Genomic DNA, 20787 nt, shown 5'->3' on the forward strand with positions numbered 1-20787 from the left:
GCTGCGTATGCCGCTTGTGTCTAGTCTTGTCGCACCAATTCAGAGGGGGAGCGCCATGTCAATCTCACATACTGCCCGCCCTGCGGCTGTTGCGCGCTTTGTTCTCATCGGCATGTCGGCGGCGCTCGCGTTTGGCACGCAAGCCCAATCGTTGCCCGAGGCGCCGACCCAGCAAGCGCAAGCCGTGCCTACACCGCCGGAGATGGCAATTCCGGCGGCGGCAATGCCACAAGCCGCAGACCCGCAGGCCTCAACGACACAGGCGCAAGCGGAAAATCAGGAACCGCCGCTTGTCATCGCGCAGCCCGAGGCCGCAGCCTCGCCGGCGCAGCCGGCAGTCATGCGCCAGCAGGCCTCGGGACCGCAGTTGATGACGCCGCGGACTATTGGCAATGTCACCTATATCTGCGGCGGCACGGGCGTCGAGGAGCAGGACCAGCTGACCAGTCTCGAACAGCAATACAACCTCGGCGTCATCTTCACGAAGGGGCCGCAAGGCGATTTGCTGGCGGGGGTCGATGTCCAGCTGCGGCGCCATGGCAAGGTGCTGGCCGCGTTTCAGGCCACCGGTCCGCGCTGCCTGTTCAAGGTGCCGCCCGCCGACTATCGGGTGGAGGCCACCTACAAGCAGCGAACGCAATACGTGATCTTCGAAACCGGATCCCTGGGGACAGGCCTGCGCTGGTAGCAATGACCCGCGGCTGGCGCGCCTGGCAATGACGCGGCCCCCTGTTATCCCCCTACTGGGTCGAAGGAGCGGGCCGAGACCCGCTGTGCAGCTTCGCTATGCTTCCACCAGTGTCACTGCAGATGCTGGCCCCCATTGATCGCAATGTTTGCGCCAGTCAGGAAAGCCGCTTCACGCGAACATAGGTAGACAATCAAGGCCGCTACTTCCTCCGGCTCCCCCAGGCGGCCAACCGGGATTTGCGGGATGACCATACCCCCCGTTACCAGGGCTATCCTCGTCGTCATGATTTGAATCCTCCATATACTGCGTTGAAGGCCAGGTCGGTGACACGGCCGTAGGAGCAGGTGGCCGAAGCCCAGCCTGCCGCTGGACATGGCTCGCGCTCGCCGCGGCCCCGCGAAGCGTAGGGGCCGCGGCAGCCATTGCGCGGCTTACTGCCGGACGGCTCGGGCAGGCGGTTGCTTCACCGACCTTGAGGCCGCTTCGGCAGCCGTATTGAAACTGCTCTGCGCAACGTGCGCCGCCTGCTTTGCCGTCGACTGCATGGTCTCGTATAGCGTGTGGGTTGCATCGATTGCCGACTGCCAGGCGGCGACAGCCGCGCTGGAACCTGCTGGCGCAGCGCTCACCGCGTTGTCAAGGAGACGCTGCACCCCGCGCTTGTTTGCCTCGTAGTGCGTTTCCGCAGCCTTGTCGAATTCGACCCGCGTCGCGGACGCAATTTCAAAAAATTGCAGGCGATACGAGAGTGTCTTTTCCGTCGCTTGCTTGAGCAACTCGATCTGCAATGCAAAAAAATCCTGGGGGTGCTTGACCGACAGGGCTTTGCGCGCGCCTTCGCAAGTATCGGATAGCGCGGCTTTCGTCGTCTCGATATTCAATGCGAGCAGCTTCTCAAAACCTTCGACAGCTTTGGCCGTCAGACCTGCCGTGGCGTCAATAATCGCCTTCTGCGCAGCCAGGACTTGCTCGGGGGACAGCTGATTCATCTTGCAGCTCCTTGGTGTGACCCACGCCCCGTGCCATCCCATGACAGCACGTTCGCGGCGGAGTCGCGTGAATCGGGCGGCGGCGTAACCGCGGCGGAGGTTCCGGTGCGCAAGAGCCGAGTACATGCCAGGCACCTGCAGGCATCTCAGACGGGCGCGCTGCGCCCTTTTCGTGAGGCGGGGCGTGTCAGATCCGCTCTGTGGAGGACACGCCTGAAGGCTCTGAGCAAGGCGTAGCCCTGGATTGTTAGCTGAGGTCGGCGAAAGCCCGGCACAGGCCGGTCGAGCGCTATTGGCTCATGCTCCAGAAGCGCCTTCTGAGTTCACACCCAAAATAACCTCTATTGGCTTGAAACCAAAGATCAGATACTTTAGATCAAAATTCGCATGCTCCGGGATTTAATATTTTGAATTCAGAGTTAATTAATATTCACATAAAAAGATTTTAAACAATTTACCCCCGGAAAGAGGGGTTTGAGATCGCAGGGCTCGTTGCAACGCGCCCATTGCCTGGGTGCCTGATACATCGGTGCGACGTGGGCCGATACGATGAACACGACGCGCGTGCCGTTGGCTTGCCTGGATGTCAAGAACCTGAAGGTCGCGTCCTGGCAGTGGAATGAAGTGTTCGACGCAAGTCTGGAGGAGGGCATCCTCACCTGGACTGCTTCTCGTGCTGCCCGCACAAAAACGCAGGCACCGGGTATCTCACGGAGTCAGTGTTTGGCAAGTGCTTTCGCGAAGTATCGATCGAGATCGTTTTCGAATAACGATTGCTCATGGGCCTGCATGGCTGCGCGGCCGCCATTCGCCAGTGCGTGCGCAAGGATGCCGGTGTCGGTATGCTGGGGGTAGCTGCCCCAGTCAGTATTGCGCTGCGGCAGCGCAAGCGCGGACATCGCGGCCAGGAACGCCTGCCGATGAAGCGCGACAGAGTCCGTCAGCGTGCCGTCGATGTCCAGAACAAGAATGCGGTCGGCTCTCGTGGTCAGGCTCTGGTTGGCAGGTAGCGCACGTGCGGCATGCGAGAAGCGCTCCCTGCGCTGGGTTGGTTAGCTGGCTATCAGGATGTCTTCATAGAAGGCGCCGAATGACTTGGTGGGATGGGCGATCTGGATCTCCAGTATCCACAGTCCAGTCTTGGGGCACCGTTCATAGTCTCCCAAGTCCCCCGCCCGATAGATCGCATGAGGGAAATCGGATACGCGGTGCCCCTTGATTTCGAGGTTGAGCTTCCAGCCCGCAGCCTCAGCCCTCTGCGCTGCATATTGGTATAGCGCCGGTCCGCCAAGACCATCTTCACGCCAGCGCGCGCTGACTTCTTGCCAGAGGATGCGCGCGGCCTCGGCGCAGGCATGCATCTCCGGGTCCTCCCCGACGACGAAGGTATCACCCGCATCGCCTTCATGATCGTTCCAGACAATGCCGAGGTCTATGAAGAAGATGTCATGCTCACCGAGAACATGATCCGGGTCTATGCGCTCCTTGAACGTCTTCAGGGTGTTCCGGCCAAAGCGCACGATGATCTGATGCCAGATGCGCTGCATGCCCATCTCCTCGAGCGTGATGCGCGCAAAATCACAGGCCTGCTTTTCGGTCATGCCTGGACGAATGCCCGCGGCAATGCGCCGGACCCCTTCGAAGGTCTTGTCCCGCGCGTATTGCATGGCGGGCAATGAGAATTTGGCCCCAACGGCTTCCCGGTCAAGGCTTGGTGTGCTTTCCATGAAAAATCCAGATGTCGTCATGATTCTGCCGAGTTGAGGCGGGCTGCGGTGCCGGCGGAATCAGCGGACCCCTCTGGGGAGGATTGCCGGGCCCATCGTGTGTGGGGCCGGAGAATCGCTGCCTGGAAGGCCTTGCTGCCTTGGTCGCCACAGCAGGCGTACCTCGCGTCGGAAGGGCTCGTTGGGGCCGGATGTTGCCGCTGGCAACCTATCGTGTCCCGGCTCCCGCTTGATTGCCGAAATATATCATTGAATATAACGAATGTGCGTTACGACACTCTTTCCGGTTTCATTGCGGCAGCATCTCCCAGTTGGGCGCGCAATAATGCGCTCACCGTGCAACCGCAAGATCATGCGGGCCACGCGAGAAGTCGCACACAAGCCGGCTGACCTCGGCAATGACATCCAGCGCCGCACTGAAGGCATCGTCCCGGTAGACGGCGGAGTAAACCAGCGGCGGTGGCATGGGGTCGCTCTTTACCACGCGCAAGAGCCCTTGCTCGATATCCGTGGCGAAGTAGTCCAGGGCAAGCTGGCTGATGCCGAGTCCTTCGATGGTCAGTGCTCTCAATACGGTCAGGCTGTTGGTGGCAAATACCTTCTTGAACCTGAATCCATGCTCCCGGCGCCAGGCGCCGTAGAAGGTGTTCTTCGCGGACCCGATGGATTGCTCCAGCACGGGATACTGGGCAAATTCTTCGGGGCGCAGCGGCCTGTCGGGTAACGCGAGGGTGGGGCTCGCCATCCACAGGTCTTCCACGCGGCCGACCTCCACCGTCTTGTAGGCTTCGCCCCAGAACGTGCCCGGCAGGATCGCCAGGTCGATCTTGTTTGCCTCCAGGCCTTCGAACAGGTTCATGCCCGCATCGACCACCGGTTCCAGTTGAAGCTCTGGATGCCGGTTCTTGAGTTCCTTGAGCAGCTTGGTCAGCCAGGTCAGTGCGATGAGCTCGGTGACGCCGATCCGGTAGGTGCCGGTGAGCTTGTCGACCTGCCCGACCTCGGCATCGATCCGCTCGCGCAGTCGCATGGCTTCTGCGGCGAGGGTCAGGAGCCGGCTGCCGGCATGGGTGGGCACGAGGCCCTTTGGCGTGCGGTGGACGAGTTGCACGCCCAGGACCGCCTCCAGTTCGCCGACACGCTTGGACATGGCCGATTGCGTCGCGTGGAGCTTGGTGGCCGCCGAGCTGAAGGATGCATGCGTCACACAGAAGTAGAAGGCTTCGAGTTGCTTGAACGTGACAGACATTTGATTTCCCGATTCTGTGCGGCGACATATTCTCGCACCAACAATGCCCTCATCACGAAAAAATGGAATACCGGCGCAATCCGATTTCTCGTTTTGCCGGGCCGGCGCGGTGGCGGATACTTTCTCGCAAGATCCCTTCCATGGCCACGCCTCATGCTTTCGCTCACCGACCGACTCAACCGAATCAAGCCCTCTCCCAGTTCCATGGCGGGGCAACGCGTGCGGGAGCTCCGCGCCGCGGGGCGCGATGTGATCGGCCTCACCGCCGGGGAGCCGGACTTCGAGACGCCGGCCCACATCCGGGAAGCCGCCTGGAGCGCAATGCAAGCCGGCAAGACGCGCTACACCGATGTGGGGGGCACGGCCGAGCTGCGCCACGCCGCCGCGCAGAAATTCAAGCGGGAGAACGGTCTCGACTATGCGGCCAGCGAGATCATCGTCAGCACCGGTGCCAAGCAGGTCATCTTCAATGCGCTCATGTGCACGGTGCAACAGGGCGACGAGGTCATCGTGCCCGCGCCATACTGGGTGTCATACCCGGATATCACGCTGTTTGCCGGTGGCGTGCCGGTGTTCGTGGCATGCCGGCAGGAGAATGGGTTCAAGCTCACGCCCGAGGATCTCGAGCGGGCCATCTCCGCGCGGACCCGCTGGCTGATCCTCAATTCGCCGAACAACCCCAGCGGCGCCGCCTATACCCGCGCGGAGCTGGTTGCCATCGCCGACGTACTGGAGCGTCACCCGCACGTCTGGGTGATGACGGATGACATCTACGAGCACCTTACCTACGACGACGCCGCCTTTGTCACGCTGGCGCAAGCCGCCCCGTCACTGAAGGCGCGCACGCTGACCATCAACGGCGTCTCGAAGGCGTACGCGATGACGGGCTGGCGCATCGGCTACGCCGGCGCGCCGGCGCCGCTCATCAAGGCGATGGTGAAGCTGCAATCGCAAAGCACGTCTGGCGCCAATTCGGTGGCGCAGGCCGCGGCGATCGCGGCGCTGGATGGCCCGCAGGATTTCATCACGGCCAACAAGGCGGCGTTCCAGGCGCGCCGGGACAGGGTGGTTGCCGCGCTCGGGCAGGTCGACGGCATTCATTGCCAGGCGCCAGCCGGCGCATTTTATGTCTTTGCGTCGTGCGAAGCGCTGATCGGCGCACGCACGCCGCACGGCTCGGTGATCCGGTCCAGCGACGACTGGGTCAACTGGTTGCTGGACTCGCAGGATCTCGCGGTACTGCAGGGTTCCGCCTACGGCGTCGATACGCACTTCCGGCTTTCGTTTGCCGCCAGCATGGCGCAGCTGGACGAGGGCTGCCGCCGGATCGAAGCCGCGGCGGCCGCATTGATTCGCTAGGCATCGCACGACCTTCCTTCCTTCATTCATTTCATCCACCAGGGCGCACCATGAACTATCTGCTGAAGTGTCTTCGCCTCGTCGCGGCGGGCTTGCCGCTGCTTGCCACGGCTGCCCATGGCGAGCCCGCGTATCCCTCGAGGCCGATCCGCATCCTTGTGGGTTTTTCTCCTGGTGGCTCGAACGATATCGTCGCCCGTCTGCTGGCGCCCAAGCTGTCCGAGGCCCTGGGCCAGCAGGTGCTCATCGACAACCGCCCCGGCGCCGGCGGCAACATCGCTGCCGACACCATGCTGAAAGCGCCCGCCGATGGCCACACCCTGATGATCTGCACCACGGGGATGCTGTCCATCCAGCCGTCCTTGCAGAAGGTCAGCTACGATCCGCAGACCGACATCATTCCGGTGTCCCTGATCGCCAACACGCCGTATATCGCGCTGGTCAACGCGGCGCTGCCTATCCACAACGTCAGGGAGCTGATCGCGTATGCCAAGGCCAATCCAGGCAAGCTGAACTTCGCTTCGTCTGGCAATGGCACGGCGGGCCACCTCGCGGGCGAAATGCTCAAGCTGCGCGCCGGCATCAACATTGTCCATGTGCCTTACAAGGGCACGGGGCAGGCCATGACGGACCTGCTTGGCGGCCAGGTCTCCATGATCTTCGACCAGCCCATCAGCTCCCTGCCTTACGCCAAATCCGGAAAGCTGCGCGTGCTTGGCGTGGCGTCGCTGCAGCGCTTGCAGTCGCTGCCCGACGTGCCGACTTTTGCGGAGTCGGGCGTGCCCGGGTTTGACCCCGTGGCGTGGACCGGGCTTTGCGCGGCCAAGGGCACGCCGGCCAGCGTGGTGGCGCGCTTGCAGCACGACGTGGCGCAGGTGCTGCGCCAGCCGGAGATTGCGCAGCGCCTGAGCCAGGACGGCATGGAAGTGGTTGGCAGCACGTCGGATAAATTCCGCGAGTTCCTGGCCACCGACAAGCGCAAGTGGGTCAGCGTGATCAAAGAAGCCAACGTCACGCTGAATTAAAGGGACACGACATGGACATCGACATCGACATCGACATCGAGAGCAACCTGCCGGATATGGTCCGGGATTTCGAGCGTGTTCGCCCGGACCTGGTCGAGCAAGCATCTCAGTTCGCCGCCTCGATCTTCGCGGATGTGGCGGGGCGCCGGGGCGGCATGCACGGGCGCATCGCACCGCTCGACCGCGCGAGCCGCTTCTGCGGGACCGCGCTCACGGTCGAAGTCCGGCCGGGAGACAACCTGATGATTCACGCCGCCATGGCGCTCGCAAAGCCAGGTGATGTGATCGTGGTGGACGGCAAGGGCGACCAGTCTTGCGCGCTGATGGGGGCCATCATGACGAACCAGTGCAAGGCGCTTGGCGTGGCGGCGGTGGTGCTGGACGCGGCATCGCGCGACGCCGACGAGATCCGAGAGCTGGGCTTTCCGATGTACTCCGTGGGCACGAATCCCAATGGTCCCACCAAGCTTGTGCCCGGCCGCGTCAACCATCCGATTCAATGCGGCGGCGTTACGGTCAGGGCCGGTGATCTTGTGATCGGCGACGCCGATGGCGTGGTGGTGGTCGAGCGCGAAAAGGTGGCCGAGCTGATCGGGCGGGCGGCCGAGAAGGTGGTGGCGGAGCGAAAGCGGATCGATGGTATCCGGTCCGGCCAGGCGTTGCGCCCGGCGTGGCTCGACGCGTCCTTGCGCGCGGCGGGCGTGCTCAAGGCGGGCGAGGCGCTCTGAGCGTAGCTGGCAATCCGGGCCTGTCTCTGGCCCTGGCCCTTCCGATATAAATAAAAGTAACAAGAATTGTTATCAATATCTTTCTTGTCTAATTTAGGTACCCCACGTTGTCCCCATGCCATCCGCGATCTTACTAGTGGACGAAATAACTTCTGTGCGTCATATTTCCCCTTAATACTTCCTTAAGTATTCACGCTATACCGTACAACTTTAGTCAAAACCTTAATTTGAGGGCTGGCCGAAATGACGTTGGGAGGGCTCGCTGGTCCGGCAGTTGCATGGCTCGCGGCAGGATATGCCGTGGCGGCGGCGTGGATCAGCCGACGGTCCTCGCCCGGCCCGGCGCCCGCCTGCGTAGCCCCGGATAGCGCGAGCGTTCGGCCCGTGAGCGTGCTCAAGCCACTCTGCGGCGCCGAGCCTCGTCTCTACGAAAACCTGGCCACCTTGTGCAGACAGCAGCACCCCGCCTACCAGATCGTGTTTGGTGTACGCGCTGTCGACGATCCCGCCATAGGCGTCGTGAAGCGCTTGCGCGCCGATTTCCCCGCCTGCGAGATCGACCTGGTCATCGATCCCCGGGTGCATGGCAGCAATCTCAAGGCCAGCAACCTGATCAACCTCTGCGCCAGCGCGCGCCACGCATGGCTGGTGGTCGCCGATAGCGACATTGCCGTGGCGCCGGATTATCTGGCACGCGTTACCGCCCCCCTGGCCGATGCCCGGGTCGGTGTGGTGACTTGCCTGTATCGCGGCCATCCGGTCGGCGGCTTCTGGTCGCGCCTGGGGGCGGGATTTATCGACCACTGGTTCGCGCCTTCGGTGCGGATCGCCCACGCGGGCGGCTCCCGCAGTTTTTCCTTTGGCGCTACCATTGCCCTGCGGCGTGACGCACTGGCCGCAATTGGCGGGTTCGAAGCGCTCTCCAACCGCCTTGCCGACGATTTCTGGCTGGGCGAGCTGGTTCGGCGCCAGGGGCTGGAGACGGTGCTGTCGGATGAGATGGTCACCACAGATGTGACTGAATCAACTCTTTTCGATCTCTGGGCGCATGAATTGCGGTGGATGCGCACCATCCGCTCGCTCAATCCGGCTGGCTTCGCCTTCACCTTCATCACGTTCACCTGGCCAATGCTGGCGCTGGCCGCCTGGATTTCGCCGCAGCCGCTGGTGCTGGCCGCGGTGGTGTTGGGCGGGCTGGCACGCAGTTTCCTGGCTGGCGGCCTCGGCGCCGCGCTGATGGCGCCGCTGCGTGATACCTTGCTGCTCGTGGAGTGGGCGGTTGCCCTGGCCGGATCGCAGGTGCGTTGGCGTGATCGGATATTGCCGGTGCGAGACCCTCCCACAGCCGAGGCGCCGCTGCAGCCGCGCGCGCCGGCGGCGCGCGCGGGCATGGAACCTTACCAGGGTGCTGGCGTAACGCTTCGCCCCCTTCCCTTGATGACGGAGGGGACGGACAATGGCGTGCCGGAACGCCAGTCGTCCCTTTCGACAAACGGCTTGAATCCCCCGAGGCTGCTATGAAAACCTTGTTCCTCCAGGTGCCTTCCTTCGATGGCTTTGACGGCGGCGCCGGCTCGCGCTATCAAGCCAAGCGCGAGATCAAATCGTTCTGGTACCCGACGTGGCTGGCGCAGCCCGCCGCGCTGGTGCCGGATAGCCGCGTGCTCGACGCGCCCGCCGACGGCCTGGGTGTGCAGGAAACGCTGGATATCGCCGCCGGCTATGAACTGGTCATCATCCACACCAGCACGCCGTCCTTTCCCACCGATGCCAAGTTCGCGGAAGAACTCAAGGCACGCCACCCAGGGGTGATGATCGGCATGGTAGGCGCCAAGCCCGCCGTCGACCCCGGCGGCACGCTCGGCGCGAGCTCCGCCATCGATTTCGTGTGCCGCGAGGAATTCGACTACACCTGCCAGGAGGTGGCCGCCGGCAAGCCGCTCAAGGACGTGCTCGGCCTGAGCTACAAACTGCCCGATGGCTCGCAGGAGCATAACGGCCCGCGCCCGATGATCGAGAACATGGACGAGCTGCCCTTCGTGGCACCCATCTACCAGCGCGACCTGAAGATCGACAACTACTTCATCGGCTACCTGAAGCACCCCTACGTCTCGATCTATACCGGGCGCGGCTGCCGCTCCAAGTGCACCTTCTGCCTGTGGCCGCAGACCGTGGGCGGGCACCGCTATCGCACGCGCTCCCCGGAGAACGTGATCGCCGAGGTCAAATGGATCAAGGAGAACATGCCCGAGGTCAAGGAGATCATGTTCGACGACGACACCTTCACGGATTTCAAGCCGCGCGTGGAGGAGATCGCGCGCGGGCTGGGCAAGCTGGGCGTGACGTGGTCCTGCAATGCCAAGGCCAACGTGCCCTACAGCACGCTCAAGATCATGAAGGAAAACGGCCTGCGCCTGCTGCTGGTGGGCTACGAGTCCGGCGACGACCAGATCCTGCTCAATATCAAGAAAGGCCTGCGCACCGATATCGCGCGCCGCTTCACCGAGGACTGCCGCAAGCTCGGCATCATCATCCACGGCACCTTCATCCTCGGCCTGCCCGGCGAGACGCGCGAGACGATCGAGAAGACCATCGCCTACGCCAAGGACATCAACCCGCACACGATCCAGGTCTCGCTGGCAGCGCCCTATCCGGGCACCACGCTATACCGGCAGGCGGTGGAAAACGGCTGGCTGGAAGACAACAAGGTCATCAACCTGGTCAACGACAAGGGCGTGCAGCTGGCCGCGATCAGCTATCCGCACCTGAGCAAGGAAGAGATCTACCACGGCGTGGAAACGTTCTATAAGCGCTTCTACTTCCGCCCGAGCAAGATCTGGGAGATCGTGCGCGAGATGCTGGGCAGCTGGGAAATGATGAAGCGCCGCCTGCGCGAAGGGGTGGAGTTCTTCCGCTTCCTGCGCTCGCACGAGGCCTGACCCTGGCTAGCGATCCTGTGGCGTCTGATCCTGCGCGGCGTGCCCTGATCATCACCGCCGACGATTTCGGCCTGCACGGCGGTGTCAACGAAGCGGTGGAGCTGGCGCACCGCGATGGCGTGCTGAACGCCGCCAGCCTGATGGTGGGCGCGAGTGCGGCTGCCGATGCGGTGGCGCGCGCCAGGCGCCTGCCGCGCTTGCGCGTGGGCCTGCATGTGGTGCTGGCCGACGGCCCGGCCGTGCTGGCCCCGGCCGCCATTCCGGCGCTGGTGGATGCGCATGGCCGCTTCGGCTCGGCCATGGCGCGCGACGGCTTCCGCTTTTTCTTCCTGCCGCATGTGCGGCGCCAGCTGGCCGCGGAGATCCGCGCCCAGTTCGAGGCGTTCGCCGCCACCGGGCTGACGCTGGACCACGTGAACACCCACAAGCATTTCCACTTGCATCCCACCGTGCTGTCCCTGATCTTGCAGATCGGCCGCGAGTTCGGCCTGCACGCCATGCGCCTGCCCAGCGAGCCTGCGGCGCCGCTGCTGCTGCGGCCCTGGCTGGCTTTGTTGCGCAGGCGGCTGGACCTGGCCGGCATTGCCCACAACGACTACGTGCTTGGCATTGCCAATAGCGGCCGCATGGACGAAGCCGCCTTGCTGGCCGCGCTGGCGGAGCTGCCGGCGGGCGTGGGCGAGATCTACCTGCATCCCGGCGTGGTCTCCGGCGCCGAGGTCGCGCCCAGCATGCGTGGCTATCGCCATGCCGACGAGCTGGCCGCGCTGCTGTCGCCCCGCGTGCGCGAGGCGCTGGAGCGCGCCGGTGTGCGTCGCGGCGGCTTTACCGACATCTTTGGCGCGCCAGGTGCCCTGGCCCCAGCATGAAGCGCCTGATCTACCTGACCGGGCTTTTGGGCATGCTGGCCCTGACGGCACTGGTGCTGCACGAAGGCGCGTCCGACATTGGCCGCATCGTCGGCCAGGCTGGCTGGCCGCTGCTGCTGCTGGTGCCTTTCCACGCCCTGCCGCTGCTGCTGGACGCGCAAGGCTGGCGGGTGTTGCTGACGTCAGCCGATCCGGATGAGTCCGCCGGCCTCGCCTTCCTGTGGTGGGTGGCCACCGTGCGCGAGGCGGTCAACCGGCTGTTGCCTACCGTGGGTGTGGGTGGCGAGCTGGTCGGCATCCGGCTGACCCGCCTGCGTATCGCGGATACCACGGCAGTGACCGCCAGCATCGTGGTGGAAGTCATGGTGACGCTGTTCGCGCAGTACCTGTTCTCCGCGCTCGGCGTGGTGCTGCTGCTGTTGGCGCTCGGTGGCGGCGATGGTCATGCCTGGGTGATCCTGGCTGGCTTGCTGCTGTCCTTGCCGGTGCCAGTGTTGTTTGCGCTCTCGCTGCGCCATAGCGCGCTGTTCGAGCGGCTGGAGGGCGCCGCGCGGCGCTTGTTCGGCGCGGACCACCGGGTGGTCGCGCTGATCGACGGCGCCCGGCTCGACGCGCAGATCCGTGCGTTGAATGCGCGCCGCGGCGAATTGCTGGCCGCGCTGTGCTGGCAGTTCGCCGGCCTGGCCTTAGGCGCGGCGGAGATCTGGTTCGCGCTGTGGCTGCTGGGCCATCCCGTCCCGCTCTGGCAGGCGCTGGCGATCGAGTCGCTGACGCAGGCCGTGCGCCATGTGGCCTTCTTCGTGCCGGCCGGCCTTGGCGTGCAGGAGGCGGTGATGATGCTGCTGGGCCACCTGCTTGGCGTCGACCCGCAGGTGGCCTTGTCGCTGGCCCTGGTCAAGCGCGCGCGCGAGGTGCTCTTCGGCATCCCGGCGCTGCTGTCGTGGCAGTGGGTGGAGCTGCGGCGCTACATGGCCCCCAAGGCCGGGCCGGCCAAGGGGGCGCATCGGCACGCAGCGCCGGAACTGCCTACTTCAGGTCGCTGAACTTCCTGCCCTGCGCAACCAGGTCCTCGAGCAGCTTGGCCGGCTTGAAGTCTGCGCCGAGCGTTGCCTCGAAGTTCTTCATGGCCGCCAGCACCTTGTCCAGCCCGATCGTGTCCGCATAGCACATCGGGCCGCCCCGGTACACCGGCCAGCCGTAGCCGTTGACCCACACCACATCGATGTCGGAGGCGCGGATGGCCTTGCCTTCCTCCAGGATCTTCGCGCCTTCGTTGATCATCGGGTAGATGCAGCGCTCCAGGATCTCCTGCTCGGAGACCACGCGGCTGGTCTTGCCCTGCCTGGCGGCAAAGTCGCGGATGATCCCCTCGACCACGGGCGAGGGGATGGCATTGCGCTTCTCGTCGTAGTCGTAGTAGCCCGCGCCGGTTTTCTGGCCGCGGCGGTCCATCTCGCACAATATCTCGCGCAGCGTGGAGCTGCTGGATTTCTCGCGGATCCAGCCCAGGTCCAGGCCGGCCAGGTCGCTCATGGCGAATGGCCCCATCGGGAAGCCGAAGTTGTACAGCACGCGGTCGATGTCCCACGGCAGCGCGCCTGCGAGCACGAGTTTTTGCGCTTCGCGCTGGCGCTGGGCGAGCATGCGGTTACCGACAAAGCCCGGGCACACGCCCACCAGCGCGGCAATCTTGCCAATCTTGCGGGCCAGCTCCATCGACGTGCGGATGACGGGTTTGGAGGTCTTGTCGCCGCGTACCACTTCCAGCAGCTTCATGACGTTGGCCGGCGAGAAGAAATGCAGGCCGATCACGGATTCCGGGCGCGACGTGGCGCGGGCGATCTCGTTGACATCGAGCGCGGAGGTGTTGGTGGCCAGGATGGCACCGGGCTTCACGATCTTGTCGAGCTTGCCGAAGATGTCTTTCTTCACGTCCATGTTTTCATAGACGGCTTCGATGACCAGGTCGGCGTCGGCCAGCTGGCCGAGTTCCAGCGTCGGGGTCAGCAGCGCCATGCGCTTGTCGACCTCGGCGGCGGTGATGCGGCCCTTTTTGGCGGTGTTGTCGTAGTTGGCGCGGATGGTGCGCACGCCGCGGTCCAGCGCTTCTTGCGCGGTTTCCACGATCACGACGGGAATGCCGGCGTTGAGCATGTTCATGGCGATGCCGCCGCCCATGGTGCCCGCGCCGATGATGCCGACCTTCTTCACGTCGATGACCGGTGTGTCGGCTGGCACGTCGGGCAGGTTCCAGACCTGGCGCGAGGCGAAGAAGTAGTAGCGCTGCGCGGCGGATTGCGTGCCGTTCATCAGCTCCAGGAAGAGCTTGCGCTCGACCTTCATGCCTTCGTCGAAGGGCAGGTTGACCGCGGCCTCGATGCAGCGGATGTTGTACTCGGGCGCGTCGAAGCCACGGAACTTGCGGGCGTTGGCGCGGCGGAAGTCGGCGAACAGTTCCGGCTTGCCGCGCGCGGCTTCCACTTTTTCGTTGAGGTCACGCACCTTGCGCAGCGGGCGCTGCTCGGCGTTGACCTGCCTGGCGAAGGCAATGGCGCCGGCGCGCAGCGCGGTGTCTTCGGTCACCAGGTCGAACAGGCCCATCTCGGCGGCGGCGGCCGCGCCGATGTGGGCGCCCGAGGTCACCATGTCGAGCGCCTTGGCGGGGCCGACGATGCGGGGCAGGCGTTGTGTGCCGCCAGCGCCGGGCAGCAGGCCGAGGTTGACTTCCGGCAGGCCGCATTTGGCGGACCTGGCTGCCACGCGATAGTGGCAGACCAGCGCGACTTCCAGCCCGCCGCCCAGCGCGGTGCCGTGGATGGCGGCGACCACCGGCTTGGGCGAGCCTTCGATTGCGGCTTGCACGTCGGCCAGCGAAGGGCCAACCGGCGGCTTGCCGAATTCGGTGATGTCGGCGCCGGCGATAAAGGTCTTGCCCGCGCAGGTCAGGACGATGCCCTTGACGTTGCCGTCGGCGATGGCGCGCTCGACGCCAGCGAGGATGCCGGCGCGGACTGCGGCGGACAGTGCGTTCACCGGCGGCGAGTTGAGCGTAAGGATGGCGATATCGCCTTCCACGGCGAGATCGGCGACTGCGTTGATAGCGGTCATGGGTGTGGACTCCAGTGTGTCAGTGTGTCGGTGTGTCGTTGTGTCGTTGTGTCGGTTCAGGTGGCTTGCTGCGAGGGCTGGCGCCCGGCTCAGAAAATCTCGAACAGCCCGGCCGCCCCCATGCCGCCGCCAATGCACATCGTCACCACGCCGAACCTGGCGCCACGGCGCTTTCCCTCCAGCAGCAGGTGGCCGCTCATGCGCGCGCCGGACATGCCGTACGGATGGCCAATGGAGATCGCCCCACCGGAGACGTTCAGGCGCTCGTTCGGAATGCCCAGCGTATCGCGGATATGCAGGACCTGGCTGGCGAACGCCTCGTTCAGCTCCCAGATGCCGATGTCGCTCATCGACAAGCCATGCTGCTTGAGCAGCTTGGGAATGGCGAACACCGGGCCAATGCCCATCTCGTCCGGATCGCAGCCGGCAACGGCCATGCCGCGATACGCGCCCAGCGGCTGCAGGCCGCGGCGTTCGGCTTCCTTGGCTTCCATCAGCACCATGGCGGATGCGCCATCGGACAGTTGCGAGGCATTGCCGGCGGTGATGAAGCTGCCCTCGGCCACGCGTTGCCCATTCTTGAAGACCGGCTTGAGGGCCTGCAGGTCGGCCAGCGTGGTGCTGGGGCGGTTGCCCTCATCCTTGGCCAGCGTGACCTGCTTCTCGCTCACGGCGCCGCTGGCCTTGTCGGTGACCAGCATGGTGGTGGTGATTGGCACGATTTCCGCGTCGAAGCGGCCGGCTTGCTGCGCGGCGGCCGTGCGCTGCTGCGATTGCAGCGAGTACGCATCCTGGGCTTCGCGGCTCACGCCATAGCGCTGCGCCACGATCTCGGCGGTCTCCAGCATCGTCATGTAGATCTGCGGCAGCGTTTGCACCAGCTGCGGGTCCTGCGCGCGGTAGCGGTTGATCTTGTCGTTCTGGACCAGCGAGATCGACTCCAGCCCGCCGCCCACGGCAACCTGCATGCCGTCGACGATGATCTGCTTGGCGGCCGTGGCGATCGCCATCAGGCCGGAGGCGCACTGGCGGTCCATCGACATGCCCGACACCGTGACGGGCAGCCCGGCGCGCAGCAGCGCCTGGCGCGCGACGTTGCCACCCGTGGAGCCTTGCTGCACCGCGCAGCCCAGGATCACGTCGGCGATCTCCGCCGGGTCGATGCCGGCACGCTGCACGGCGTGCGAGATGGCGTGGGCGCCGAGTTCCTGCGCCTGCGTGTTGTTGAAGGCGCCGCGATGGGCCTTGCCGATCGGCGTACGTGCGGTGGATACGATAACTGCTTCACGCATGGGAAGTCTCCTGCTGTGTTTTGAGTGAATGCCTAACCGTGGCGATGCGAAACGTCCTTGGCGATGGCCAGGAATGTCTCCAGGTCATCGCGGATCTGTTTTTTGTTGTACTTGCCTACGCTGGTCTTGGGGATGTCCCGCGTGATGGCGACGAGCTTGGGCAGCATCCACCTGGTGATCTTGCCGGTCTCGACGCCGTGGACCTTCAGGAAATCGATGACGCTGTCCTCGCTGGCCGCAAAGCCGTTGCGCACGCTGACCAGCGCCAAGGGCTTCTCGCCCCAGACCGGATCCGGCACGCCGACCACTGTCGCCTCATGCACGAAATCGGCCATCGCGATCAGGTTCTCCAGCAGTACCGTGGGCACCATTTCCGCGCCGCTGCGGATCACGTCCTTCATGCGGTCGGCGATGGTGATATAGCCCTCGGCATCCACCTTGGCGATGTCGCCGGTGTGCAGCCAGCCGTCTTGCCACAACTCCGCGCTTTTCTCGGGGTTGCGGTAGTACTGCCCGGTCGCCCAGGGCGCGCGCACCACGATCTCGCCGACCGTGTGGTCGTCCTGAGGCACTGGCTTGCCTTTGTCGTCGATGACCTCCACCTCCACGCCAAGAATCGGCAGGCCGGATTTGACCAGCACCGCATCGGTCTCGTCCCGGTCCAGGTGGACCATGGTCTTCTTGATGAACGAGCCAACGATGGTGGGCGCGGTCTCGGTCATGCCGTAGCCCGAACTCATGCGGAAGGTGGGGATCAGGGCTTCCAGCTTGCGCTTGAGCCCGAGCGGCAGCGCGCCGCCGCCCACGCTGACGCGCACCAGGCTGCTGAGATCGTACTTCTTCAGGTCCGGGTATTCGAGCAGCATGGCCGCGATGGTCGCCACGATGCCCACCGACGTCACCTTCTCGCGCTCCACCAGCTCGCAGAAGCCCTGTACGGTAAAGGTCCCGTGCAGCACGATCTTCTGCGCGCTATAGACCGCGACGAAAGGCTGCCCCCAGCCGTGGATGTGGAACATCGGCGTATTCAGCAGCGGCACCGCGCCTTCGCCCAGCCGCGTGCCCAGGCCATCGGCGATATCGTGGTCCGGCGTGTTGCCGATAGCGAGCTGCGCCATCATGTGGATCGTCAGCAGGTAGAGCTGGCGATGCGTGAAGGTGGCGCCCTTCGGCTGGCCCGTGGTGCCGGTGGTGTAGCACAGCGTGGCGTTCACGTCCTCGTGCAGGGCGGGCCACTCGATGGTCTCGGCCTGGCGGGCGATCAGCGTTTCGTACTCGATGATGTTGGGGATGCGGGTCTGCGGCAGCCCCGGCTTGTCCGACATATAGACCACCAGCTCGACCACGTCTTTGATCTGGTCGTAGATGCCTTCCAGCAAGGGCATCAGGGTGTCGTCGACAAACAGGATCTTGTCCTGCGCGTGCCGGATGGTGTAGACGATGTGCTGCGGGGACAGGCGGACATTGATCGGGTGCAACGTGGCGCCAATGCCTGTCACGCCGTAGTACAGCTCCAGGTGGCGGTGGGTGTTGAGCGCCATCGTGGCGATGCGCTCGCCAGGTTCGCCAGGCATGCCGGCTTGCACCTTGAGCTCACCGCGCAGGCCGTTGGCCAGCTGGGCGACGCGCCGGTACCACTGCATCCAGGTAAAGCGGAGATACTCGCCGGTGGCGGGGTTGCGGTAGACGACGCCGATCTCGTCGGGATACATCCGCACCGGGCGCTTCATGATCGTGGTGAGCACAAGCGGGTAGTGCGTGCTGAATTCCGGATAGGTCCTGAATGTCATCCTGTCTCCTGTTGATCCCTGATCCTGTTGATCCCGATGATCCCGATGTTGGCGCTACGCGTTGCCCTCGCGCTGCGGCCGCGGGCGGCGGCGCGGCTCCTCCACCCGCAGGGCTAGCACAAAGGCGATGCTCATGACCACCATGGCCGCGACGAACACCAGCGAGAAGCGCACCCCCTGCGCCAGCATGCCGCCGAGGATCGGCCCGCACGCCATCATCGTGTAGGTGGCTGTGTCGGACACCGCCAGCAGCATCGGGCGATCGCGCCGGTTGCCGAACTCCAGCGCAAAGTTGTCCGCGGACAGGAAGTAGCCGCCAAAGCTGGCGCCCAGCCCGCAGAACACCAGCAGGAACGCGCCCAGGCTATCGCAGAGCAGCAGCGCGGCGGTGGACAGCACCCACAGCCCGATGCTGCACAGGAACACCAGCCGATAGCCGTGGCGGTCGGCCAGGCGGCCCCAGATCAGGTTGCTGGTAGTCTGCGCCAGCAGGTAGGCAATGCTCAGGTAGCCCAGCGTGGCACCCGAGAGCGGCAGATGGCTACCGACATAGATGGCATAGAACGGCACGGCCATCATGCTGAACGCCACCAGCGCGCGGGCCACGAAGAAGCGCACGTAGTGCTTGTCCGCGCGCAGCAGCGCCGGCACTTCGCGCAGGCGCTGGCGAAAGCCCGATTGCACGCGTACATCGTGCAGCACCGGCTCGCGCATGCGGGTCAGCGCGGAGATGCCCAGGCTGGTAAGGACAAAGGCGGCGAGGAAGGTAGTGGCGTAGCCATTGCCGAACACATTGCCGCCAACCAGGAAACGGCCGCCCAGATAGGCCACCGCCGCCGCGATCAGCCCGCCGAGGAAATTGCGGAACGCGCTCAACGCGCCCCGCCGCTCCAGCGGAATGATCTTGGACGTGAGGTAGTTGAAGGTGACGTTCTGCACGCCGTTGAACAGGCCGAACAGCAGCAGGAACCCGGCGGCGGCAGCCAGCGCGCCGTCGCCCGAGAGCAGGAAGGCGGACAAGCCCAGGCCGAGGATCTGCAGGCGCACCAGCCAGCCCACCAGGTAGATCAGCGGCATCACGCGCTGGCGATGCTCGATCTGCGTTGCGCCCCAGATGGAGGACATCGCCATGCCGGCGTACTGCGCGCCAAGCACGCACCCCACCACCAGCTTGGAGCCGGACAGCAGGTAGATGTAGGCCGGCACGAAGGTGGGGGCGGTCACCAGCCGGAAGCCGGTCATGCCCAGCATGCCGTGGACCAGGTAGGCGCGTGCGTTGCGTGGCAGGTGCTGCTGTACGTGGGCGCGGAAGCTATCCTCGGCCAGTGCGTGCGCATCGCCATGTCCGGCATTTGTGCCACGGGCGGCTTGCGCGGCGAGTTCCGCTTTCATGCCTGAGCGTCTCCACGCATCGCCGCTTGCGCCGCGTAGTGTTGCAGCGCCTGGTCCAGCTCGACCTTCTCCAGCGAGAGCAGCTCTGTCACCGCTTTCAGCCAGTCCGGGCGCTCGCGCGTGCACACGGAGATCGGCTGCGGTGTGTCGGAGTGCTGCGCGGCCAGCATCGCGTAGTTGGCCGCGTAGCTCGGCGGGCGCACGTCGGTTGCCAGGTCGGCGATGGCGTACGGGTCGGGCGGGCCGGTGCGCGAGGTATCCACCACCGGGATATACGGATTGCGTGCCGCGGTGCCACCACCGGCCAGGCCGGGGCCGTCGCGCAGGATGGCGCCGCGCACCTGCTCCGGGCGCGCGCCGGCCAGCAGCAAGGCGATATAGCCGCCCAGCCCGCGCCCCGCCACGGTCGACGGGCCCAGGTGCGCCAGTGCGATATCCGCGTCCGCCATCAGGAACTCGCAGCTGTAGCCACCGCCGCGCGGAATGTCCGAGAGCCCGTGCCCGGTGAAATCCAGCGCGTGCACCGTGCCGGGCCAGCCGGCGTACTCCGCCGGCAATGTGTCCGGCGATCGCTCGCCCAGCCCGTGCAGCAACAGCAGCGCGGGCCCGCTGCCGGTCTTGAGCGGATGCAGGGCAAGGCGCAGGCGATTGTGGCGCAGGTAGAGGGTCATGATCGGAGGAAGGGCAGGATGCGTTCCGCGGTCTCTCGCGGCCGCTCGATATGGATGAAGTGCCCGGTGTCGGCCATCACCTGTACCTGGGTCGAGGGCGGGAAGTACGGCGCGAGGTCGGCCGCGGTGGCATCCCACCCCATCGGTTCGCGCTCCGTGCCGAAGATGGCCAGCATGGGAATGGGAAAGCCCGGCAGGCGGTCGGTCATCCAGCGCGCGCGCATGGGGCCAAAGCCGGAGGAGCCGATCACCGGGTCGAGCTTCCAGCGCCAGCCGTGCGCATCCTGCCGCGCGCCGAGCGCGGCCAGGTAGCACAGCCACGCATGGGCCAGCCGCGGGTTCATGCGGGCGCGCCGCCGGGCGAGTTCCTCAAGGGTGCCGGGCTTGCGTGCGAGGCCCGGGCTTTGCCGGCGCGTATCGAGCCAGCGCGTGATGATGGGCGCGGTCATCGATTTCTTGTCGCGCACGGCGCTGTCCGCGTGCGGATTGCGAAAGGGCAGGCCATCGATGGCGACAAAGCGGGTGAACCGGTGCGGCAGCGCCTGGATCGCATGCACCAGCAGCGAGCCGCCCTTGCTGTGGCCGATGGCGATCAGCGGCTCGCGCGTGACCGAGTCGGCCACCGCCAGCAGGTCCCGCTCGTCCGCGACCCAGCTGTACAGGTCGGCATGCTCGGAGTCGCCGTGGCCACGCTGGTCATAAGACACCACGCGGTAGCCGGCATCGGCCAGCAGCGGCGCGAAGACATCGAAGGTCCGCGCGAAATCCATGGCGCCATGCACCAGCAGGACCGGCGTGGCGTCGATCGCGCCCCACTCATGGACGGCGATGCGGATGCCGTCGGCGCTGACGGTGCGCGAGCGATCCGGCGCCCGGGCACCCGGAAAGGCAGGGATGGCACAGCGCGGCGCGCTGCTGGCTTTGGCCTCCACATTGTCTCCTGGTTGCGCCCCCACGG

At 65.2% G+C, this 20787-nt stretch carries 18 protein-coding genes and 1 pseudogene; 8 read left to right on the forward strand and 11 right to left on the reverse strand.

The features are described 5' to 3' along the window. Positions 1–112: 112 nt before the first annotated feature. Positions 113–688, forward strand: coding sequence for a hypothetical protein (locus AC1Q7Q_RS29575; RefSeq protein WP_492371367.1), 576 nt, complete (start codon positions 113–115; stop codon positions 686–688). A gap of 113 nt (positions 689–801) precedes the next feature. On the opposite strand, the pseudogene AC1Q7Q_RS29580 reads toward AC1Q7Q_RS29575, so the two are convergent. The 5 genes and pseudogenes from AC1Q7Q_RS29580 to AC1Q7Q_RS29600 all read right to left on the reverse strand — a co-directional run. Next, positions 802–939, reverse strand: a pseudogene (locus AC1Q7Q_RS29580) (SDR family oxidoreductase); the annotation flags it as partial. Between the two features lie 183 nt (positions 940–1122). Next, the gene (locus AC1Q7Q_RS29585) at positions 1123–1680 is read right to left on the reverse strand and encodes a phasin family protein (protein WP_492371368.1); all 558 of its coding nucleotides are present in this window, start codon (positions 1678–1680) and stop codon (positions 1123–1125) included. Positions 1681–2396: 716 nt separating this feature from the next. Further along, entirely contained in the window at positions 2397–2579 is a 183-nt protein-coding gene (locus AC1Q7Q_RS29590; protein WP_492371369.1) for a hypothetical protein, read from the reverse strand. 153 nt (positions 2580–2732) lie between these two features. Next, a complete protein-coding gene (locus tag AC1Q7Q_RS29595; protein ID WP_492371370.1) occupies positions 2733–3407 on the reverse strand; it encodes a M24 family metallopeptidase in 675 nt (224 codons plus the stop codon). 331 nt (positions 3408–3738) lie between these two features. Beyond that, the gene (locus AC1Q7Q_RS29600) at positions 3739–4656 is read right to left on the reverse strand and encodes a LysR family transcriptional regulator (RefSeq protein WP_492371371.1); all 918 of its coding nucleotides are present in this window, start codon (positions 4654–4656) and stop codon (positions 3739–3741) included. Positions 4657–4809: 153 nt separating this feature from the next. Between AC1Q7Q_RS29600 and AC1Q7Q_RS29605 the strand changes: the two genes are divergently transcribed. From AC1Q7Q_RS29605 to AC1Q7Q_RS29635, 7 genes are all read left to right on the forward strand, one after another. Then, positions 4810–6015: a pyridoxal phosphate-dependent aminotransferase gene (locus tag AC1Q7Q_RS29605; protein WP_492371372.1), complete on the forward strand. Its 1206-nt coding sequence runs from the start codon at positions 4810–4812 to the stop codon at positions 6013–6015. Between the two features lie 50 nt (positions 6016–6065). Continuing rightward, positions 6066–7040, forward strand: a complete 975-nt coding sequence (locus tag AC1Q7Q_RS29610; protein ID WP_492371373.1) for a Bug family tripartite tricarboxylate transporter substrate binding protein — start codon at positions 6066–6068, stop codon at positions 7038–7040. Between the two features lie 11 nt (positions 7041–7051). Then, a complete protein-coding gene (locus AC1Q7Q_RS29615; protein WP_492371374.1) occupies positions 7052–7768 on the forward strand; it encodes an RraA family protein in 717 nt (238 codons plus the stop codon). Positions 7769–8011: 243 nt separating this feature from the next. Beyond that, on the forward strand, positions 8012–9289 hold the full coding sequence (gene hpnI, locus AC1Q7Q_RS29620; RefSeq protein ID WP_492371375.1) for a bacteriohopanetetrol glucosamine biosynthesis glycosyltransferase HpnI: 1278 nt from the start codon (positions 8012–8014) through the stop codon (positions 9287–9289). Continuing rightward, the gene (hpnJ, locus tag AC1Q7Q_RS29625) at positions 9286–10707 is read left to right on the forward strand and encodes a hopanoid biosynthesis associated radical SAM protein HpnJ (RefSeq protein ID WP_492371376.1); all 1422 of its coding nucleotides are present in this window, start codon (positions 9286–9288) and stop codon (positions 10705–10707) included. The genes hpnI and hpnJ overlap by 4 nt, the downstream gene beginning before the upstream one ends. 17 nt (positions 10708–10724) lie before the next feature. Continuing rightward, entirely contained in the window at positions 10725–11576 is an 852-nt protein-coding gene (hpnK, locus tag AC1Q7Q_RS29630) for a hopanoid biosynthesis-associated protein HpnK (RefSeq protein ID WP_492371377.1), read from the forward strand. Then, positions 11573–12619: a lysylphosphatidylglycerol synthase domain-containing protein gene (locus AC1Q7Q_RS29635; protein WP_416051584.1), complete on the forward strand. Its 1047-nt coding sequence runs from the start codon at positions 11573–11575 to the stop codon at positions 12617–12619. The genes hpnK and AC1Q7Q_RS29635 overlap by 4 nt, the downstream gene beginning before the upstream one ends. Here AC1Q7Q_RS29635 and AC1Q7Q_RS29640 read toward each other — a convergent pair. The 6 genes from AC1Q7Q_RS29640 to AC1Q7Q_RS29665 form a co-directional block, all read right to left on the reverse strand. Continuing rightward, the gene (locus tag AC1Q7Q_RS29640) at positions 12603–14684 is read right to left on the reverse strand and encodes a 3-hydroxyacyl-CoA dehydrogenase NAD-binding domain-containing protein (RefSeq protein ID WP_492371378.1); all 2082 of its coding nucleotides are present in this window, start codon (positions 14682–14684) and stop codon (positions 12603–12605) included. The genes AC1Q7Q_RS29635 and AC1Q7Q_RS29640 overlap by 17 nt on opposite strands. A gap of 89 nt (positions 14685–14773) precedes the next feature. After that, the gene (locus AC1Q7Q_RS29645; protein ID WP_459374973.1) at positions 14774–15976 is read right to left on the reverse strand and encodes an acetyl-CoA C-acyltransferase; all 1203 of its coding nucleotides are present in this window, start codon (positions 15974–15976) and stop codon (positions 14774–14776) included. 32 nt (positions 15977–16008) lie between these two features. After that, entirely contained in the window at positions 16009–17766 is a 1758-nt protein-coding gene (locus AC1Q7Q_RS29650; RefSeq protein WP_492371379.1) for a long-chain-fatty-acid--CoA ligase, read from the reverse strand. A gap of 54 nt (positions 17767–17820) precedes the next feature. Continuing rightward, on the reverse strand, positions 17821–19158 hold the full coding sequence (locus AC1Q7Q_RS29655; RefSeq protein ID WP_492371380.1) for an MFS transporter: 1338 nt from the start codon (positions 19156–19158) through the stop codon (positions 17821–17823). Beyond that, entirely contained in the window at positions 19155–19829 is a 675-nt protein-coding gene (locus tag AC1Q7Q_RS29660; protein WP_492371381.1) for an alpha/beta fold hydrolase, read from the reverse strand. Before AC1Q7Q_RS29660 ends, AC1Q7Q_RS29655 begins: the two co-directional genes overlap by 4 nt. Continuing rightward, positions 19826–20761 (reverse strand): alpha/beta fold hydrolase, encoded by a 936-nt coding sequence (locus AC1Q7Q_RS29665; RefSeq protein ID WP_492371382.1) that lies wholly within the window; start codon positions 20759–20761, stop codon positions 19826–19828. The genes AC1Q7Q_RS29660 and AC1Q7Q_RS29665 overlap by 4 nt, the downstream gene beginning before the upstream one ends. Positions 20762–20787 lie beyond the last annotated feature (26 nt).

It is taken from the genome of Cupriavidus sp. GW823-FHT07A04 (genome assembly GCF_058794615.1).

Bases quoted from the DNA above. Each gene is read 5' to 3' on its own strand.
- AC1Q7Q_RS29575 (WP_492371367.1), top strand. From the start codon at position 113: ATGTCGGCGGCGCTCGCGTTTGGCACGCAAGCCCAATCGTTGCCCGAG.
- AC1Q7Q_RS29585 (WP_492371368.1), bottom strand. From the start codon at position 1,680: ATGAATCAGCTGTCCCCCGAGCAAGTCCTGGCTGCGCAGAAGGCGATT.
- AC1Q7Q_RS29590 (WP_492371369.1), bottom strand. From the start codon at position 2,579: ATGTCCGCGCTTGCGCTGCCGCAGCGCAATACTGACTGGGGCAGCTAC.
- AC1Q7Q_RS29595 (WP_492371370.1), bottom strand. From the start codon at position 3,407: ATGGAAAGCACACCAAGCCTTGACCGGGAAGCCGTTGGGGCCAAATTC.
- AC1Q7Q_RS29600 (WP_492371371.1), bottom strand. From the start codon at position 4,656: ATGTCTGTCACGTTCAAGCAACTCGAAGCCTTCTACTTCTGTGTGACG.
- AC1Q7Q_RS29605 (WP_492371372.1), top strand. From the start codon at position 4,810: ATGCTTTCGCTCACCGACCGACTCAACCGAATCAAGCCCTCTCCCAGT.
- AC1Q7Q_RS29610 (WP_492371373.1), top strand. From the start codon at position 6,066: ATGAACTATCTGCTGAAGTGTCTTCGCCTCGTCGCGGCGGGCTTGCCG.
- AC1Q7Q_RS29615 (WP_492371374.1), top strand. From the start codon at position 7,052: ATGGACATCGACATCGACATCGACATCGAGAGCAACCTGCCGGATATG.
- hpnI (WP_492371375.1), top strand. From the start codon at position 8,012: ATGACGTTGGGAGGGCTCGCTGGTCCGGCAGTTGCATGGCTCGCGGCA.
- hpnJ (WP_492371376.1), top strand. From the start codon at position 9,286: ATGAAAACCTTGTTCCTCCAGGTGCCTTCCTTCGATGGCTTTGACGGC.
- AC1Q7Q_RS29635 (WP_416051584.1), top strand. From the start codon at position 11,573: ATGAAGCGCCTGATCTACCTGACCGGGCTTTTGGGCATGCTGGCCCTG.
- AC1Q7Q_RS29640 (WP_492371378.1), bottom strand. From the start codon at position 14,684: ATGACCGCTATCAACGCAGTCGCCGATCTCGCCGTGGAAGGCGATATC.
- AC1Q7Q_RS29645 (WP_459374973.1), bottom strand. From the start codon at position 15,976: ATGCGTGAAGCAGTTATCGTATCCACCGCACGTACGCCGATCGGCAAG.
- AC1Q7Q_RS29650 (WP_492371379.1), bottom strand. From the start codon at position 17,766: ATGACATTCAGGACCTATCCGGAATTCAGCACGCACTACCCGCTTGTG.
- AC1Q7Q_RS29655 (WP_492371380.1), bottom strand. From the start codon at position 19,158: ATGAAAGCGGAACTCGCCGCGCAAGCCGCCCGTGGCACAAATGCCGGA.
- AC1Q7Q_RS29660 (WP_492371381.1), bottom strand. From the start codon at position 19,829: ATGACCCTCTACCTGCGCCACAATCGCCTGCGCCTTGCCCTGCATCCG.